Source organism: Streptomyces sp. RLA123, assembly GCF_056270165.1.
The window spans coordinates 3,599,633-3,617,491 of record NZ_JBWDOR010000003.1 but is presented as its reverse complement, the minus strand read 5'-3'; the positions used below and the strand labels follow the sequence as shown (position 1 = coordinate 3,617,491).

The 17,859-nt window shown below is 72.7% G+C and carries 15 protein-coding genes and 1 pseudogene; 6 read left to right on the top strand and 10 right to left on the bottom strand.

What is annotated here, in order from left to right; genetic code table 11:
• Positions 1-68: 68 nt before the first annotated feature.
• Positions 69-1,070 carry a porphobilinogen synthase gene (gene hemB / locus RV983_RS16395; RefSeq protein ID WP_475986521.1) on the top strand — a complete coding sequence of 334 codons (1,002 nt, stop codon included), beginning with the start codon at positions 69-71 and terminating at the stop codon, positions 1,068-1,070.
• A gap of 694 nt (positions 1,071-1,764) precedes the next feature.
• Positions 1,765-2,037, top strand: a complete 273-nt coding sequence (locus RV983_RS16390; protein ID WP_475986520.1) for a hypothetical protein — start codon at positions 1,765-1,767, stop codon at positions 2,035-2,037.
• Between the two features lie 9 nt (positions 2,038-2,046).
• On the opposite strand, the gene RV983_RS16385 is transcribed toward RV983_RS16390, so the two are convergent.
• Both RV983_RS16385 and argS read right to left on the bottom strand, forming a co-directional pair.
• Positions 2,047-2,496, bottom strand: a complete 450-nt coding sequence (locus RV983_RS16385; protein WP_475986519.1) for a DUF4253 domain-containing protein — start codon at positions 2,494-2,496, stop codon at positions 2,047-2,049.
• Positions 2,497-2,961: 465 nt separating this feature from the next.
• Positions 2,962-4,722, bottom strand: a complete 1,761-nt coding sequence (gene argS / locus RV983_RS16380) for an arginine--tRNA ligase (protein ID WP_475986518.1) — start codon at positions 4,720-4,722, stop codon at positions 2,962-2,964.
• Positions 4,723-4,850: 128 nt separating this feature from the next.
• On the opposite strand from argS, the gene lysS reads away from it, so the two are divergent.
• The gene (gene lysS / locus RV983_RS16375) at positions 4,851-6,527 is read left to right on the top strand and encodes a lysine--tRNA ligase (protein WP_475986517.1); all 1,677 of its coding nucleotides are present in this window, start codon (positions 4,851-4,853) and stop codon (positions 6,525-6,527) included.
• A 333-nt stretch (positions 6,528-6,860) separates the two neighbouring features.
• Positions 6,861-9,479: an MXAN_6230/SCO0854 family RING domain-containing protein gene (locus tag RV983_RS16370; protein WP_475986516.1), complete on the top strand. Its 2,619-nt coding sequence runs from the start codon at positions 6,861-6,863 to the stop codon at positions 9,477-9,479.
• Here RV983_RS16370 and RV983_RS16365 read toward each other — a convergent pair.
• From RV983_RS16365 to RV983_RS16355, 3 genes are all read right to left on the bottom strand, one after another.
• Positions 9,476-10,771 carry a DUF2637 domain-containing protein gene (locus RV983_RS16365; protein WP_475990350.1) on the bottom strand — a complete coding sequence of 432 codons (1,296 nt, stop codon included), beginning with the start codon at positions 10,769-10,771 and terminating at the stop codon, positions 9,476-9,478. The genes RV983_RS16370 and RV983_RS16365 overlap by 4 nt on opposite strands.
• A gap of 118 nt (positions 10,772-10,889) precedes the next feature.
• Positions 10,890-11,603 (bottom strand): DUF3558 domain-containing protein, encoded by a 714-nt coding sequence (locus RV983_RS16360; RefSeq protein WP_475986515.1) that lies wholly within the window; start codon positions 11,601-11,603, stop codon positions 10,890-10,892.
• A gap of 65 nt (positions 11,604-11,668) precedes the next feature.
• Entirely contained in the window at positions 11,669-12,478 is an 810-nt protein-coding gene (locus RV983_RS16355; protein WP_475986514.1) for a hypothetical protein, read from the bottom strand.
• Positions 12,479-12,715: 237 nt separating this feature from the next.
• On the opposite strand from RV983_RS16355, the gene RV983_RS16350 reads away from it, so the two are divergent.
• Entirely contained in the window at positions 12,716-13,942 is a 1,227-nt protein-coding gene (locus tag RV983_RS16350; RefSeq protein ID WP_475990349.1) for an RtcB family protein, read from the top strand.
• A 57-nt stretch (positions 13,943-13,999) separates the two neighbouring features.
• Here RV983_RS16350 and RV983_RS16345 read toward each other — a convergent pair whose 3' ends face one another.
• Entirely contained in the window at positions 14,000-14,755 is a 756-nt protein-coding gene (locus RV983_RS16345) for an SDR family NAD(P)-dependent oxidoreductase (protein WP_475986513.1), read from the bottom strand.
• Between the two features lie 124 nt (positions 14,756-14,879).
• Here RV983_RS16345 and RV983_RS16340 point away from each other — a divergent pair.
• Positions 14,880-15,146 (top strand): annotated as a pseudogene (locus RV983_RS16340) (TetR family transcriptional regulator); the annotation flags it as partial.
• A 233-nt stretch (positions 15,147-15,379) separates the two neighbouring features.
• Here the strand turns inward: RV983_RS16340 and RV983_RS16335 are convergent.
• The 4 genes from RV983_RS16335 to RV983_RS16320 form a co-directional block, all read right to left on the bottom strand.
• Positions 15,380-16,117, bottom strand: a complete 738-nt coding sequence (locus RV983_RS16335; RefSeq protein ID WP_475986512.1) for a hypothetical protein — start codon at positions 16,115-16,117, stop codon at positions 15,380-15,382.
• A 320-nt stretch (positions 16,118-16,437) separates the two neighbouring features.
• Complete coding sequence (locus RV983_RS16330; RefSeq protein ID WP_475986511.1) at positions 16,438-16,695, bottom strand: hypothetical protein; 258 nt, start codon at positions 16,693-16,695, stop codon at positions 16,438-16,440.
• A 29-nt stretch (positions 16,696-16,724) separates the two neighbouring features.
• Positions 16,725-17,120, bottom strand: a complete 396-nt coding sequence (locus tag RV983_RS16325) for a hypothetical protein (RefSeq protein WP_475986510.1) — start codon at positions 17,118-17,120, stop codon at positions 16,725-16,727.
• A 148-nt stretch (positions 17,121-17,268) separates the two neighbouring features.
• The gene (locus tag RV983_RS16320) at positions 17,269-17,748 is read right to left on the bottom strand and encodes a hypothetical protein (RefSeq protein ID WP_475986509.1); all 480 of its coding nucleotides are present in this window, start codon (positions 17,746-17,748) and stop codon (positions 17,269-17,271) included.
• Between the last annotated feature and the right edge of the window lie 111 nt (positions 17,749-17,859).

Below are 17,859 nucleotides of genomic sequence, written 5' to 3'. Positions count from 1 at the left end.
AGAGCACCCCTGTCGCGGGCGTACCGTGGTGAACGGAAGCCCCGGCGACGGAAAGGCGCGACACGGTCATGAGCGGAAGCGGTACTCCTTACGGTCGGTTCCCCGGCGCGCGTCCGCGCCGGCTGCGCACCACGCCGGCGATGCGCCGCATGGTCGCGGAGACCCGCCTCCACCCCGCCGAGCTGATCCTCCCGGTGTTCGTTCGTGAAGGCATTCACGAACCCGTCCCGCTGTCCTCCATGCCCGGCGTCGTCCAGCACACCCGGGACACCCTCCGCAAGGCCGCCGTCGAGGCGGCCGAGGCGGGCGTCGGCGGGCTCATGCTCTTCGGCGTCCCGCTCGACGAGAAGAAGGACGCGGTCGGCACCCCCGGCACCGACCCGGACGGCATCCTCCAGGTCGCCATCCGCGACGTCGTCGCCGAGGTCGGTGACACGCTGGTGGTCATGTCCGACCTGTGCCTGGACGAGCACACCGATCACGGCCACTGCGGGGTCCTCGACGCGCAGGGGCGTGTCGACAACGACGCGACGCTGGAGCGCTATGCCGAGATGGCCCGCGCCCAGGCCGATGCCGGCGTCCATGTCGTCGGCCCCAGCGGCATGATGGACGGTCAGGTCGGGGTCATCCGGAACGCGTTGGACGCCGCGGGCCACCAGGACGTCTCCGTGCTGGCCTACACCGCCAAGTACGCCTCCGCCTTCTACGGCCCCTTCCGTGAGGCCATCGGCTCGTCCCTCAAGGGCGACCGCAAGACGTACCAGCAGGACCCGGCCAACCAGCGCGAGTCGATGCGCGAACTCGCGCTCGACCTCGCCGAGGGCGCCGACATGGTGATGGTCAAGCCCGCCCTGCCCTACCTGGACGTGCTGGCCAAGGTCGCCGAGTCGGTGGACGTTCCCGTCGCGGCGTACCAGATCAGCGGCGAGTACGCGATGGTCGAGGCCGCCGCGGAGCGCGGCTGGATCGACCGCGACCGCGCGATCATGGAGACCCTGACCTCGGTCCGCCGGGCCGGCGCGCAGATGATCCTCACGTACTGGGCGACCGAGGTCGCACGCCGGCTCTGACCGCGCGGAACCCGGCGCACTGGGCCAACCGGCCCTCGGGCGGCGGGTTTTGCGCCGGCATCGACGTGCCCGCGGTGCGACCGGGCGTGCCACGCGCGTCCGCCACGGCGTGGGAGGGCCGCAGGGTCGGGCCCCTCGAACGCGGGGAGGCGCCGGGCACGCCCATGGTGTCGTAGGAGGAGCCTCGGCGCCTGGGAGCCGGGGAGCCATGGCCCTGCTCGCCCTCGCCGGCGTCGTCCGCTTCGGGGCGTTCGCGGCACTCTCGAACGCCCGCACCCACCGTCAGTCGTTCGGCTGCCGCCCTGGCCGCCGCCGTCGTGGCGCTCCCGCTGCACTGCGCCTCGGCCCGCGCGGCGGGCCGTCCGTGCCCGGCGCGGTCGTCGCGGGCCCGCTGCCGAAGCGCCTCCGTGCTGCCCGACGGAGCCGGGACACCTGTGCGCGGGTCAGTCGTGCGGGCACCGCGCGAAGGCCGCTCCAAGCCCGCCACCAGGGGTTTTGTGGTTCGGGACGTCGGCGGAAGGGCGCCCGGGCACGCGTGACGCCGCCACGCCGTACTCCGGTTCCCGCCAAGGTGATATTTCGTTACATCAAGTGGGTTTGCTCCCGATCCCGAATGAAAGGGGCATATCGCCGGGAAGTATCGGGTTGTCCAAACCGAGGCGGCGCGCAAGCGCCGCCGAGAAAGGAGACCGCAATGCGGGTTTCCCGATTTGCCGCCGCGCTGGGTGTCGCGGCCGCCGTGCTGATGGGTGGCGCCACGGCTGCCAGCGCCGCTACTGAGGTGGCGCCCAAGGCGGCAGCTCACGTCACGCACGACCGTGGCAACGGCTACGGCGACCGTGACAACGGGTACGGCGACCGTTGGGGTCGCGACCGGGGTCACCGCCACGACCGCTGGGGTCACCACCGTCACCACCGTCACCACGGCCGTCACCACTGGGGCCAGCGCTGGGGCCACCAGCGCTGACGGATGACCTCACGGGGGCGCCCTTCCGACTCGGGGGAGGGCGCCCCCGCTTTTGTTCCCCGTCCACCAGAAGGTCCAGCAGACCTCGCCGAGCAGCGACTTCGCGTACGCGCGGAGGGAACGGCTGCCCTGGATGACGTTGTCCGGGCAGAAGCCGAACTGCCCGGCGGCCATCGCCTCGGCCCCGGCCGGATCCACCGGCGGCGCGGCCACGGAGAGCACCAGGACCTCGAAGGCGAGGGTTGCGACCGGCACGCCGAAGCGGTCCCATGGTCGAGCGGTCCGGCCCAAGCCGATGGCCGCGGGGGTGTCGGCACCGCGCCGGGCCGGGACGAGGGCCGCGCGAAGGTCCACGAGCCGTCCCGTCGCGACCAGAAACGCGGCCGACTCGGCGGCCCTGACGTCCGCACCGGCCTCCCACTCCCTTGCCGGGGCGAGACCCTGCCACTCCCGGGCCAAGGGGACGACCGGTTCGCGTCGTCCTCGTCGAAGTCGTCCTCGCCGAAGTCCTCCTCGAAGTCCCAGAAGCCGGCCAGGACATCCTCGGCGTCGTGGCCGCCGGGTACGACATCATCCCGGGCGGGAGATCACGGGTGGCAGGCATCGCCGCGTCCATGGACAGCGGCAGCGGGTGCAGGCCCGCCGACATGCGTGCGGGGAGCAGCAGCTCCCAGGATTCGGTGCGGCCGCCCCGTCCGCGTGCCAGAGCAGCGGCTCGGGCCAGGGCCTTCACTCGTCCCGTCGATGAGCCTGCCGGGCGGGAGACCGAGCCCCAGGGAGCGGCCGGAGGGGTCCTACACGAGTTCCGGGAGCTGGTTGGGGAGCGTCGCCACGGCCGTGCATGCAGGGGTGGCCACTGACGACGGCGGCCCCGGGGGAGCCGGAACTCCCACCGGGGCCGCCGTTGTTCCGGCGCGCGAGGCGTCAGAGGCGCTCAGGGGTGCGGATGCCGAGCAGCGTCATTCCCTGCCGCAGGGTGCGGCCGGTCAGGTCGCAGAGCAGGAGGCGGTTCTCCTTGACGTCCGGAGCGGGTTCCGGCTTCACGACCGGGCACTGGTCGTAGAAGGTGGTGAACGTTGAGGCCAGCGCGTAGAGGTACGAGGCCAGCTTGTGCGGCTCGTACGTCTCGGACACGCTCGCCAGGGTCTCCGCGAACTCGTCCAGCAGCAGCCCGAGCGCGCGCTCGGCCAGGGCCAGCGGCAGCTCGGGGTGGGCGACCGGCCTCGCCTCGCCCGCCTTCCGGAGGATCGACTGGATACGCGCGTACGCGTACTGGAGGTACACGCTCGTGTCGCCGTTGAGCGAGACCATGCGGTCCAGGTCGAAGACATAGTCGCGGCCGAGCGAGGTGGACAGGTCGGCGTACTTGATCGCGCCGATGCCGACCTCCTTGGCCCGGTCGGCGATCTCCTCGGGAGTGAGGACACCGCCGCTCTTGTCCTCGATGACCGCGCCCGCCCGCTCCACCGCCTCGTCCAGCAGGTCGACCAGCCGGAAGGACTCGCCGGACCGGGTCTTGTACGGCTTGCCGTCCTTGCCCAGCAGCGCGCCGAACGGGATGTGCAGCGCCTTGACCTCGTCGGTGAGCCAGCCGGCCCGCCGAGCGGTCTCGAAGACCATCTTGAAGTGCAGGGCCTGCCGGAAGTCGACCACGTACAGCAGCGTGTTCGCGCGCAGGTCGGCGGTGCGGTTCCGGACCGCCGACAGGTCGGTCGCGGCGTAGCCGAAGCCGCCGTCGGCCTTCTGCACGATGAGCGGGACCGGCTCGCCGTCCTTGCCCTTGACGTCGTCGAAGAACACGCACAGCGCGCCGTTGGAGCGCACGGCGACGCCGGACTTCTCCAGCAGCGTGCAGGTCTCGACGAGCATGTCGTTGTAGCCGGACTCGCCGACGACGTCCTCGTCCCGGATCGCGATGTCGAGCTTGTCGTAGACCGAGTTGAAGTAGATCTTCGACTCGTCGACGAACCGCTGCCACATCGCCAGCGTCTCCGGCTCGCCGGCCTGCAGGTCCACGACCCGGTTCCGTGACCGGGTCTTGAAGTCGTCGTCGGCGTCGAAGAGGGCGCGCGAGTCCTTGTAGAGCCGGTTGAGGCGCGACATGGAGGCCTCGCCGGCCTCCTCGGCGCCGCCGGTGCCCTCGGCGTTCGCGTGGTCCAGCTCGTGCGGGTGCTCCACCAGGTACTGGATGAGCATGCCGAACTGGGTGCCCCAGTCGCCGATGTGGTGGCGCCGGATCACCGTCTCGCCCTCGAACTCCAGGATCTTGACGAGCGCGTCGCCGATCACGGAGGACCGCAGGTGGCCGACGTGCATCTCCTTGGCCACGTTCGGCTGCGCGTAGTCGATCACCGTGACGCCGGGGTCGGCCTTGGCGGGCACGCCGAGCCGGTCGTCGGCGGCCCGGGCGGCCAGCGTCCGGGTGATCGCGGCGTCGGCGACGGTGATGTTGAGGAAGCCGGGGCCGGAGACCTCGACGCCGGCGATGAGCCCGTCGTCCGCCGGGAGGGCGGCCACGACCTCGGCGGCCAGCTCGCGCGGGTTCGCCTTGTTCCGCTTGGCGAGGCCCAGCACACCGTTGGCCTGGAAGTCGGCCCGGTCGCTACGTCGCAGCAGCGGGTCGGCACCGAGGGCGTCAGCGACGCGCTGCTGGATCGTGGCGGAAAGCGAGTTGACCGAGGCCATGGGATGGGTGCTTCCTGAGAGGGATCAGAGATCAACCCTCAGTATCCCACGCGCTACCACTCATTTTTCTCTGGGACAATTGCCGGGTACCGAGGTACCCGCTGCACTGGTGGAAGGAAGTCGAGACAGTGGCTCAGAGCACCGAGGCCGACTGGGTCGCCCGCTTCGCGGACGACGTCATTGCGGAAGCCGGGCGGCGGGCTCCGGGCAAGAAAATCACCGTCGCTTCCGGAATCAGCCCGTCCGGGCCGATCCACTTGGGCAACCTCCGCGAGATCATGGTCCCGCACCTGGTCGCGGACGAGATCAAGCGGCGCGGCGTGCCCTGCGAGCACATCCTGTCGTGGGACGACTTCGACCGTTACCGCAAGGTCCCGGCCGGTTACGACCCCTCGTACGCGGAGCACATCGGCAAGCCGCTGACCGCCGTCCCGGCGCCCGAGGGCAGTGCGTACGCGACCTGGTCCGACCACTTCAAGGCGCCGTTCCGCGAGGCGCTGGCCGCGCTCGGCGTCGAGGTCACGGAGATCTCCCAGACCGTCGAGTACACCTCCGGCGCCTATCGCGAGCAGATCCTGCACGCGATGCGCGAGCGCCGGCGGATCGACGAGGTGCTCGGCCGCTACCGGACGAAGAAGAAGGCCGGCGGCGAGGAGCAGGGCGGGGAGCCGGACGACGACGCCTCGCCGGAGCAGGCCGCCGAGTACTACCCGTACAAGCCGTACTGCTCGGGCTGCGACAAGGACACGACCACGGTCGTCGCCTACGACGACGACACCACCGAGCTCACCTACGAGTGCCAGGCCTGCGGCAACCGCGAGACCGTGCGGCTGAGCGAGTTCGACCGCGGCAAGCTGGTCTGGAAGGTCGACTGGCCGATGCGCTGGGCCTTCAAGGGCGTGGACTTCGAGCCGTCCGGTGTCGACCACCAGTCGCCCGGCTCCTCGTGGATGGTCGGCCAGCAGCTCGTGCGCGAGATCTTCGGCGCCGAGCCGCCCATCGGCCCGATGTACGCCTTCGTGGGCATCAGCGGCATGGCCAAGATGTCCAGCTCCAAGGGCGGGGTGCCGATCGCGGCCGACGCCCTGCAGATCATGGAGCCGCAGCTGCTGCGCTGGCTGTACGCACGCCGCCGGCCCAACCAGGCGTTCAACATCTCCTTCGGCGACGAGATCTCCCGCACCTACGACGAGTGGGACGCGCTGGAGCGCAAGGTCGCCGAGGGCACGGCCGCGCCGGTCGACGTCGCGGTGCACTCGCGGGCCGCGCGCACATCGAGCGGGGAGCTCCCGACCACCGCGCACAAGCTGTCCTTCCGCACCCTGGCCTCGGTCGTGGACATCACGACCGGCGACGAGGAGCAGACGCTGCGCATCCTGCGCGACCTCGACCCGGAGCGGCCGCTGACCTCCCTGGACGACGCCAGGCCGCGGCTGGACTGCGCCGAGCACTGGGTCAGCACCCATGTCGAGCCCGACGCCCGTACCCGGGTGCGCACCGAGCCCGACGCGGCCGCCCTGGCGGCGCTGTCCGGCGAGGAGCGGGACGCCCTGAAGCTGCTGGTGGACGGACTGCCCGAGCACTGGTCGCTGGACGGGCTGACCACCTTGGTCTACGGCGTGCCGAAGACGCAGGCGGGCTTCGCGCCCGACGCCAAGCCGACGCCGGAACTGAAGGCCGCCCAGCGCTCCTTCTTCGCCCTGCTCTACAACCTGCTGGTCGGCCGGGACACCGGCCCCCGGCTGCCCACCCTGCTCCTGGCGGTGGGTCAGGAGCGGGTGCGGGAGCTGCTCGCGGCGAGCTGACAAGTACGCGCTGACGGAGGCGGCGGGTGGCCGGGCCACCCGCCGCCTCCGCGCGTGCCGGGGTGAATATTCGAACGCGCCCCGGCGCGCCGCGCGTTATGGTCGTCGAGCGCGGGGCGGCTCCTGGTGTGCTTCCTTCTCTTCACTGTCAATGAATCGAGTGCACCCCCTTCCCGCCCCGCGCGCACAACCGGCGTCACCGGTCCGCGACCGGACCGGACCCGGGGCGGCCCACGGGCGTGCTTCCTTCTTCCAGCCATCGCTTTTCTTGTCCGCGAAGGTCGTCAGCGCGCCCACTTCCCGCCCTGAGGTCAACCAGGGGGAGTCACAGCGATGTTCACGACCACGACCGCAGCCACCACGACCGTTCCCCGCCCGCTCGCGGCCGTCATGCTCGCCCGCCGCGGAGCCGTCTACCTGCCCGCCGCCCCGAAGGGCGCGTCGCTCGGCACGGCCGCCGGGGTCGCGCTCCTGGAGGCCGATCTCCTGGACCGCGGCTACCTGATGTCGTCCGCGCTGCGTGCAGCGCTCGCCGGGCGCGGCGAGGCCGCGCTGACCGCGGCGGGCCGTGCCCTGCTGGCCGACATCGACGAGGCGCTCGGCGCGGACCGGCCGCACGTCCCGCTGTTCCGCGACTTCCCGACGAGCACGCCGGCGGACACCGCCGCGTTCTACGTCGACCGCGTGCTGACCCTGCTCTTCCAGCACCCCGAGCAGCCGTGCGTGCTGTGCGGCACGGACGGCACCGTCCACGCCGTCTCGCCCTGCGCGCACCTGGTGTGCCGGAGCTGCTTCGACGGCGCGGACTTCTCCGCGTGCCCCATCTGCCACCGCAGAGTCGACGCGGACGAGCCCTTCCTGAGGCCGCGCCGGCCGCGCCGCTTCGGCGGCCGCAGGAGCGCCCTCCCCGAGCGGCTGCGCGTACTGCACCACGGCGGCGACCTCGCCGCCCGGGACGCGGACGCGGTGCGCGAGATCCACGGGCTCCTCGCCAGGACCGGCGCCCTGAGCCCGCAGGACACCGATGATCTGACGGCTCTGCTGGAGACCCGCGACCGTGCCGACGTGTCCTGGCTGCCCGAGCACATCCCCGGCCGGGAGACCAAGGCACGGGTCCTGGCCTGGCTGTTGGCGGACGCCGCGGCGTACGAGGCGGCCCTCCCGGCCGTGACCGCCCGCATCCACACCGCGACCGACGTCCTGCGGCTGCTCGCCGTGCGTTCGGGCGGCGACCCGGGCCTGGTGGACCTGCCGCGCTTCGCCACGGTGCCGCGGCCGCTGCGGCGGGCCCTGCTCGGTGTGCTCGACGGCCTGGCTCCCGACCTCGCCGTCCAGGACATGCGCCGGCACCGGCACGCCTGGCTGCGGGTCGCGGAGCTGCTGCACCCCTTCGAATACGCGGACCGCCTCCCGCGCGCGGCGCTGGCCGTCGCGGCGCTGCGCGACACCCGGCTCGCGGACGGCGACGCGCTGACCGCGACTTTGCGGACGGCGGCCGACGCGGACGCGCGCGTCGACGCGACCGGGACCACCGTCCGGGTGCGCGGCTGGGCGGGCCGGGTCGAGGCCGCGCTGCACGCCATGGACGTGCCGGCGGCCGTCGCGCTGCTGGCGCAGCGGCCGGGCGAGTTCGTGCGCCGCCTGGACCACCTGCTGCGGCTGTCCGACGCCGAGGACGTGGACACCGTCCTGTCCGCGCTGGAGCCGGCCGTGCCGCGGGTGTCCCCTGCCGTGCTGCTGTCCGCGCTCGGCGAGCTGCGCAGCCGTCCCCGCGCGGGCACCACGCGGGTGTTCTTCCCCAAGGGCAGCACCGCCAGGGCGCACCTGGCGGAGGACGACCGGCTGCCGATCGGGGCGGACGTCATCCAGCGGGCCGTCGCCCTGCTGGAGGCCGAGGTGCTGCGGCGGGCGGCGGAGGGGGAGGCGGCCGACGTCGCCGTCGTGGACGCGGGGCTGGACGGTCTCATCGCGCCGTTCACCGAGCGCACGGCCTCGCGCGCCCTGGTGACGCTGCCGCGCGGCAGCGAACTGCCCGTCCCTGACGGCAGGACCCTGCGGCTGTTCCTGCACTGGATGGAGAGCGAGGAGTCCGGCCGTACCGACCTGGACCTGTCCACGGCGCTGTTCGACGCCGAGTGGAACGCGGTCGGCCACTGCGACTACACGCACCTGCGGTTCGGGCCGGACGCCGCCGTGCACTCGGGCGACCTGACCAGCGCTCCGGCTCCGCAGGGGGCGGCGGAGTTCGTCGACCTCGACCTGGACGCCCTGGCGGCGACCGGGGTCCGCCATGTGGTCGCGGTGGTCTTCTCGTTCAACAACGTCCCGTTCGAGGACCTGGCCGAGGCGTTCGCCGGGCTCATGGTCCGCGAACTGCCCGGTGACCACGGCCCGGTCTTCGACGCCCGTGCCGTGGAGCAGCGCTACGACCTGACCGGCCGGTCCCGCGCGAGCGTGCCGCTGGTCGTCGACGTGGCCGGCCGCACCATGCGCTGGCTGGACGTGGCCAAGGGTGTGACCGGCACGGATCACTCGGTCGCGCGGCACGGGGACGACCTCGCCCTGCTCGGCAAGGCCCTCACCGCCCTGTTCGCCTCCGGTGCCCGCGTGGGCCTGGGCGAACTGGCCGTGTGGCAGGCGGCGGCCCGCGCGGCCACGGTGCTGCTGCGGCACACGGACGACTCGGTGACGGCCTACCGGCGCCGCGCCGGCGAGCCGGTGGCGGAGTTCGCGGCCCGGATCGGGACGCCCGAGGCGGACAGCGACGTCGACGTGCCCAAGGAGCTCGGGCGGGCGCGGCTGGCCTGGCTGGTCCGCGGCGACCTCGAACTGCCCGAGGGCGGCGAGGTGTTCGCCCTCCACCCGGCGGGGCTGGACGCGGCGCGGGTGCGGCTGCTGTCGGCGGCGGACGTCGTCGCGGCGCTCACGCCCGCCCCGGCGGACGCCTCCTAGGAGGCGTACTGGCCGTCGAGTTCGAGCCGGCGGCGCATTTCGCGGACGTAGGGGCGCAGCGTGCTCTCGCTCAGCGGGCCGCCGTTGGGGCTGAGGATGCCGTACCGGTCCTGGAGGAGCAGGCCGAACTGGCGGGCGTTGGGGAAGGCGCCGAACTGCTGGTGGTACGCCCGGAAGGCCCGGTCGTAGAGCTCGTCGCGGCCCATGTCCTCGACAACGGGTTCGGGTTCGGGCTCCGGATCGGCGTAGTACTCCGGCTCGGGCACGGGTGCGTACTCGGCGCGCGGGGTGGGGATGACGCCGGTGCCGTCGGCGAGGCTGCGGCGGCGGTTGCCCGCGCCGACCGGTGCGGTCAGGGGCTCGGGCTGCGGTACGGGGGCGGGTGCGGGTGCGGGCGGCGGTATCAGTGCCTGGGCGGCGACCGGGGCAGCCTGGGCCTGGGCTTGGGCCTGCGCCTCGAACGGTGCGGCGGCGGCCTGCACGGGCGCGAACTGCGCCGGATCGGGGGCCGTTTCCAGGACCGGGAGCTCCTCGGCGTACGGGGTGGCCTCCGGTATCGGCGCCTGGGCGGCGACCGGTGCGGCGGCGGGCAGCGCGGTGGGCACCACCGTCGCCGGGACCTCGATGCCGGCCGCGGCGAGGCCGATGGGGCCGGTCTCGGTGAGCGGGACGCCGAAGCGGGCGAGCCGCAGCGGCATCAGCGACTCCACCGGCGCCTTGCGGCGCCAGGCGCGGCCGTAGCGCGCCCGCAGCCGGGCCTGGTAGACGAGACGTTCCTGCTCGAGGCGGATGACCTCGTCGTAGCTGCGCAGCTCCCACAGCTTCATGCGGCGCCACAGGCGGAAGGTCGGCAGCGGCGCCAGCAGCCAGCGGGCCAGGCGGACCGACTCCATGTGCTTGTCGGCGGTGATGTCGGCGACCCGGCCGATCGCGTGCCGGGCGGCCTCCACCGAGACCACGAAGAGGATCGGGATGATGCCGTGCATCCCGACGCCGAGCGGGTCGGGCCAGGCGGCGGCGCCGTTGAAGGCGATGGTGGCCGCCGTCAGCAGCCACGCGGTCTGGCGCAGCAGGGGGAAGGGGATGCGTAGCCAGGTCAGCAGCAGGTCCAGTGCGAGCAGGACCACGATCCCCGCGTCGACACCGATCGGGAAGACGTTGGCGAACCAGCCGAATCCCTTGGCGAGCGCGAGTTCGCGCACCGCCGCGTACGAGCCCGCGAAGCCGATCGCTGCGATGACCACCGCGCCGGCGACCACCACACCGACCAGGATGCGGTGCGTCCGGTTCATGCGTATCGCGGACACCCGCGACCCTCCCAGGCTCGGAAACTGGCCTGCCCAGACTGCCACACGGGTCAATGGGCACGTCGTACAAACGTGGTGAATCGGTACGGCGAGGAGGGAGTTGTTACGCGTTCGCCGCCGCGACCGAGACGACGGCTTCCTTGGCCGCCTTCACGGCGTTCGTCCGGAGACCATCGGCCTTGGGGGTCTTGGCGTCCTCCAGGCCGGCGCCGTTGTAGGAGAGCGCGACGACGGCGTTGCCGGAGCGGGCGACGACCGTGACGTCCTGGTACTCCTCCTTGTCCTTCGTGGTCCTGGAGGTGACCGCGGTGGCCGTGTCCCACGTGCCGGCCGCCGTGAGGGTCTCGCTCGTGGCGCCCTTGGCGGCCTTCGCCGCCGCGACCAGTTCGCTGTAGCGCTTCGTGGCCTGTGCCTCGGCGGAGCCGAGCCCGGCCACGGAGTCGTAGCGCTGGAGCGACACGTCCAGCCAGCGGTACTGGTATCCGTTCAGGCCGTTCCAGGAGCAGCCGCTGCGCTCGTCGGTGGAGCCGGAGGTGACGGGCGTGCCGTCGCGCTTCTTCGCCTTCGGGACCAGCGACGCGACGGTCCTGGCGCCGACGGCCTTGCAGGCGACCGGCAGTTGCGCGTACTTCGCCGGGGCGATGTCCGGTGAGGCGGAGGCCGTGGGCGATCCCGAGGGGGACGCGGAAGGGGCCGCCTTCTGTGCGCCGGCCTGTCCCTTCGGCGAGTCGGAGCCGGAGGAGCAGGCGGCGACGAGCGTCACCGGTACGGCCGCGCAGGCGAGCAGACGGGCGAGGCGTGGGGCTGATCGGTGCATGGATCCTTCGCTCACTTCTTCGCGTGTCCTGTCATGGCACAAATGGCCAGACTACGCGGAACGCCTCATTCGTCCAGTTGATCTGCCAGTTCCGCGGCCACCTGACGGGCACCGGCCTGAAGGTCGGAACTGGCGGGTTCGACCGACTTGTCCATCGACCACTGGGAGAGGCCGACGGTCACGAGGACGTTGGCGATGCGGAAGACGACGGTCACGTCGCGGTGCACACCGGAATCCCGGGTCCGCATGACGTCGTCGAGGTAGGCGTCGTCCCCGAGGCCGTCCAGTACGCGCGGCGCGATGTCTTCCGGGGCGCCGGACGAGCTGCCGCTCGGCGGCGCGGAAGTCGCGGTTGAACTGGGGTTTGTCGAGGGGTCAGGGCTGGCCGGCGGGGTGATCGCCCCCGTCGCGCCGTCGGCGGGCTCGAGGGGGATGTCGGCGTCCGCGGCGCGGGTGCGGTAGTCGGTCCCGGCCTGGTCGTCGTCGCTGACCGCGGGGTCGTACGACACCACGCGCTCCAGGTCGATCTGGAGGTAGCGGTTCCCGAGGGCGGTCCGGCCCATCCACTTGCAGCCGACCTTGCGATCCGTGTCGAACGTCACGCTCGCCTCGCCCGAGGCGTCGGCGGCGTTCGGCACGAGCGACGCGACGGTTCCGGCGGACACCGAGCCGCAGGGCTCCGGCAGCACCCGGTACTTGCCGGGCGGGGCCGCGGCGACGGTCTGCGCGCCGTTGGCCGCGTCGGCGGCGGCCGCGCCGCTCCCGGAACCGCTGGAGCCGCTGCATCCGGTCAGCGCCGCGGCGGCCAGCGCCACGGCGCACGCTCCGCTCAGCAGTGCCCGGACCGGGTTGGAGCGGTCTCCCCATGGCTGCACTGACGTGGCCCCTTCCTCCGTCGGTGGCCCGGCGCCCGCGAAAATCCCTTGGCGGGCGACGACGCCGGGTAGACACAATGTCTACCGCACCGGCCGCGACCGTCGTCGGGCCCGGGGGCTGTATGGATGACTTCCTCCCTGATTTCGTTTTTCATTGATGCATGACCTTTATTCATTTTGAGTGCTTTGTTGGTTGAACCGTTCCATGAACCACCCCTGGGGGAAACGCAGATGTCCATGTCCGGAGCCGCAGCGACATCCAGATCCGCATCCACGTACACGGAGGTGCCCGGTGTCCGGGTGCCGATCCGCATGTGGACCGACCCGGCCGCCGTCGAGGGCGTCGCGATGCAGCAACTGCGCAACGTCTCCTCGCTCCCGTGGATCAAGGGCCTCGCGGTCATGCCCGACGTCCACTACGGCAAGGGCGCCACGGTCGGCTCCGTCATCGCCATGCACGGCGCGGTCTGCCCGGCCGCGGTCGGCGTCGACATCGGCTGCGGCATGAGCGCCGTGAGGACCTCCCTGACGGCCAACGATCTTCCCGGTGACCTGTCGCGGTTGCGCTCCAAGATCGAACAGGCCATCCCGGTGGGCCGCGGCATGCACGACGAGGCGATCGACCCCGGCCGGCTGTACGGCCTGTCGGCGAGCGGCTGGGACGGCTTCTGGGACGGCTTCGACGACCTCGCGGAGCCCGTCAGGTTCCGGCACGAGCGCGCGACCAAGCAGATGGGCACCCTCGGTTCCGGCAACCACTTCATCGAGGTCTGCCTCGACGAGGAGGGCGCGGTCTGGCTGATGCTGCACTCGGGTTCGCGCAACATCGGCAAGGAACTCGCCGAGCACCACATCGGCGAGGCCCAGAAGCTGTCGCACAACCAGGGCCTGATCGACCGCGACCTGGCGGTGTTCATCGCGGACACCCCGCAGATGGCGGCGTACCGGCGCGACCTGTTCTGGGCGCAGGACTACGCGAAGCGCAACCGCGCGATCATGATGGCCCTGTTCCAGGAGGTGCTGCGGCGCGAGTTCCGGAAGGCCAAGGTCACCTTCGACCAGGTCATCTCCTGCCACCACAACTACGTGGCCGAGGAGCGCTACGAGGGCATGGACCTGCTCGTCACCCGCAAGGGCGCGATCAGGGCGGGCAGCGGCGACTACGGGATCATCCCGGGCTCCATGGGCACCGGTTCCTACATCGTCCGCGGCCTCGGCAACCCCGACGCCTTCAACTCCGCCTCGCACGGCGCGGGCCGCAAGATGAGCCGCACCGCGGCGAAGAAGCGGTTCTCCACGCGGGACCTGGAGGAGCAGACCAAGGGCGTCGAGTGCCGCAAGGACTCGGGTGTGGTGGACGAGATCCCCGGCGCCTACAAGCCGATCGAGAAGGTCATCGAGCAGCAGCGGGACCTGGTCGAGGTCGTCGCGAAGCTCAAGCAGGTCGTCTGCGTCAAGGGATGACGTGCCTTCCCCGGGCCGGCGCCGCCGGCCCGGGGGTGGGGCTGTCCCCGGCCCGGGTCACTGCTCGCGGTGCACCCGGTGCTGGGCGGCCTGGGCGCGGGGGCGGACGACCATGAGGTCGACGTTCACATGGGCGGGGCGGGTGACGGCCCAGGTGACGGCGTCGGCGATGTCGTCGGAGGTGAGGGGCTCGGCAACGCCCGCGTAGACCGCGGCGGCCTTCTCCTCGTCGCCGTGGAAGCGGGTGAGGGCGAAGCCCTCGGACTTGACCATGCCGGGCGCGATCTCCACGACCCTGACGGGTTCGCCGAGCAGTTCCAGGCGCAAGGTGCCGGCGAGGGCGTGCGTGCCGTGCTTGGCCGTGACGTAGCCACCGCCGCCCTCGTACGGGGTCAGGCCCGCGGTGGAGGACAGGATCACCACGGTGCCGTCGCCGGAGGCGATGAGCTTCGGGAGCAGCGCCTGCACGGTGTGGAGCACGCCGAGCACGTTCACCTCGTACATCGTCCGCCACTCCTCGGGATCGGCGGTCGCGACGGGGTCGGCGCCGAGTGCCCCTCCGGCGTTGGCGAAGAGCACGTCGCAGCGGTCGAGGGACCCTGCGAGCGCGTCGACCGCCGCGCGGTCGGTGACGTCGAGGGCGACCGCGGCGGCCGAGTGGCCGGCCGCGGTGAGCTCCTTGGCGAGGGCGTCGAGACGGTCGGCGCGGCGGGCGGTGAGCACGACGTGATAGCCGGCTTCGGCGAGCCGGCGGGCGGTGGCGGCGCCGATGCCGCTGCTCGCTCCGGTGACGACTGCGGTACGGGGGCTCATGTCGTGCTGCCTTTCGCTCTCGCCGGTACCCGGCTGCGGTGCCTGGCCATGACTGGAGCATAGGCGGGGCGCTGGTGAGGTATCGCACGGTGGTGCGCCGCCAGGACCACCCGCGTCCGCACGCGTGCGTCGGGCCGGGGCCGCCTACGGCGAGAGGGCCGCGGCGGGGCCCGCGTCGCGCGGGGTGGCGCCGGCCCTGGCGACGTCTCGGTCCGGAAGGAGGAGCGGGCATGAGTCCGGGCCACCCCGGTGCCGCGCCGCGATCCTGGCCGCCGCCCGCGAACGCTTCGCCGCGGACCGCTACGAGCACGCCACCGTCCGCGCCGTCGCGAAGGACGCCTCCATTGACCCGTCGATGGTGACGCGCCACTTCGGCAACGAGGAGGGCCTCTTCGCGGCCGCCGCCGACTTCGATTTTCGGCTGCCCGAGGTCACGCACTTCCTCGACCGCTGGGAGAGCGACGGGACGCTGACTGCGGTTGCGGAGCGCCTAAAGGCGATCGTCCAGCAGCAGCTCGCCGCCGGTCGCCGCCCCCGACCGTGCGGCGCTGTCCCACGTGAGGCGGCCCTGACGGACGGGGCCTGTCGGCGGGGAGAGAGAAGGGGAAGGGGAAGGGAAGGGGTTCAGGCGTTCTGGTCGCCGGTGACGGAGGTCGAGGCCTTGGCGAGTCCGGCCAGGGCGTCCTTGGCCGCGGTCAGCGCGCCGTCGCGCACCTCGGAGACGCCGGGCGCCTTCTTGGACTCGAAGTCGCTGCCGTTGTAGGTGACGGTGACGACCGCGTTGCCCTTGCGGAAGACCACGACGGCCTCGCGCGTCTGCTGCCCGTCGTCCGTGGTCACCTGGACGGACACGGACGCCTCGTCGCCGATCCCCGCGGCGGTGTTCGCCTTCTTGGACCGGTCGTACGAGGCCTGCGCCGCCTTTTCCGCGCTCAGCCCGTTGCCGCCCGCGGCGACCTCGAAGGTCACGTCCAGCCAGCGGTAGTCGAAGCCCTTGAGCGCGTTCCAGGAGCAACCCGTGCGGTGCGAGGGGTCGGTGAGGGAGAGCGCCTTGCCCGCCGTCTTGGCCTCCGGCACCAGCTTCTTGATCGTGGCCGCCGTCATCGCCGTGCAGGGCGCGGGCGGCTTGGTGTACGTGATCGCCGGGGCGCCGGAGCTGCCGGGGGAGTCCGGTGCACTCGAGGAGCCGGAGCCGCCCGTGGAGCCGGAACCGCCGGAAGGCGTGGACGTCCCCGCCGTTGAGCCGCCGGCCGACGGGCTCGCGGCGTCGTGCTGGGACGAGGAGGCCATCGTCCAGCCGACGATGGCGAGTACGGCGGTGGGCAGCAGACGAGCCGCGAGAGTGAGGGGCAGGGGCGCCACAGCGGTCTTCTCTTCGTCGGTCCTGTGAAACAGCGGGAAACCAGCGGGAAAGAACGGAAGGAGGGGCGGAAAGGGGCGTACGGGGCCCGTGCGGCCTGAGCGTACGACGTGTAGATGAGATTGCCATACGAAAGTAGTCCGGGAACAGAGCAAGTGCGTAGGGCTTGTGCCACCCGGCGTGACGGGTGTAGCCGCGCGCCCCCGTGGAGGCGGGTCGTGGGGCCGGCGGCCGCGGGCATGCGGAAGGACCGCGCCGCGCGATCGCGGTGCCGTCTGCCCGAACTCCCGCGCGGGGAAAGCCTCGACGTCCCCGCGCGCCCCTACTCCGCCGCCTCCACCACGTGCTGGAGCAGGAGCGCGGTGGTCACCGGGCCCACGCCGCCGGGGACCGGCGTGAGGGCGCCGGCATGCGGTATGACCGAGGCGGCGTCCACGTCGCCGGCGAGCCCGCCCTCGGGGGTCGGGTTGGTCCCGACGTCGATCACGACGGCCCCGGGGCGCACATGAGCTGGCGGGATCAGCCCGGGCGGCAGACCGGACTGCGCCGCGGACTCGGCCGGATCGCGGCGCGGCTGCACACCCTGACCCCGGAGGACGGCCGCTACGGCTACCCCGCCCCCGGGGCCGGGCTGTCGGCGGCGGACCGGCCGGCCGCCTTCGGCGCGATGGTCGAGGCGATGCCGGAGGACGCCGCGCGGTGGCACTCCCCGCTCGGGGTGTCACCGGACGAGGTACGGGAGCCGGCGGCCTCCGGCGCGTCAGCGCCGGCGCGGGTCGACCGGCCGCGGCTGGTCCACTTCGACCTGCGGCCCGGCAACGTCTTCGTCTCCGGTGACGGCACGGCCGTCACCGGGCTCATCGACCGCGAACGCGCCTTCTTCGGCGACCCGGCCCCGAACTGGTCTCGCTCGGCGTCGGCGGGGACACCGGCCCGGACAGTGATCTCGTCGCCGGCTACCGCGAGGCCGGCGGACAGCGGGACTTCGGGGCCGCCATGCGGCACCGGCCGGCGCTCCACCGGCCTGTCTCGGCCTGATCCTCGTCGTCGGGTGCGGTCCGCGCGGCTACGGCGCCGAGCACATCGAGACCTGCCGCGCCGCGCTCGTGCGCTGGACGGACGAGACCAGGGCGGCCGCCGCCGGCGGCTGAGCTCAGCCGCCGGCGGCGGTGCCCGGCTGCACGACCATGTTCCGGCCGCCCAGCGGGCCGACCCGACCGGCGTGGTCCGGCTGGTACGCCGCAGGGGTCGCGCCCGGACCGGTGCCGGTACCCGTGACGACGGGGGGCGCCGCGTGCGCTCCCGACGAGTGCTGCGCCGTGCCCGGGGTGATCGCCATCGGCGCGGCGGTGGTCGGCACGGCGGCGGGCGCCGCGACAGCGCGGGTGGCGTCGGCCTTGGGCTGCTCGTCCTTCTCCGGCGCGTGCGTCGTCACCCCGAACCGGGTCCGCAGATGGTGCCCGGCCGCCTCGTCCAGGCTCACCGGACGCTGCAGCCGCACCGCCAGCCGGCTCGCCTCGCGGCCCAGCGCCGCCAGGTCCTCCCAGCGGAGGTGGACGACCAGGGGCAGCTCCGCCTCGCCGTCGGGAAGTGCCTGAAGCGCCTGGAAGGAGACGTTGCTCTGACTGTTCATCGGCCGGTCCTCACCCTCGTGACGATCTCGGGCAGCTGTTCGTGCGGCACCCGCTACGCGAGGGGATACGCAGACCGCGCCCGGGGCGTTCACCCCGCCCGCCCCTGCCCT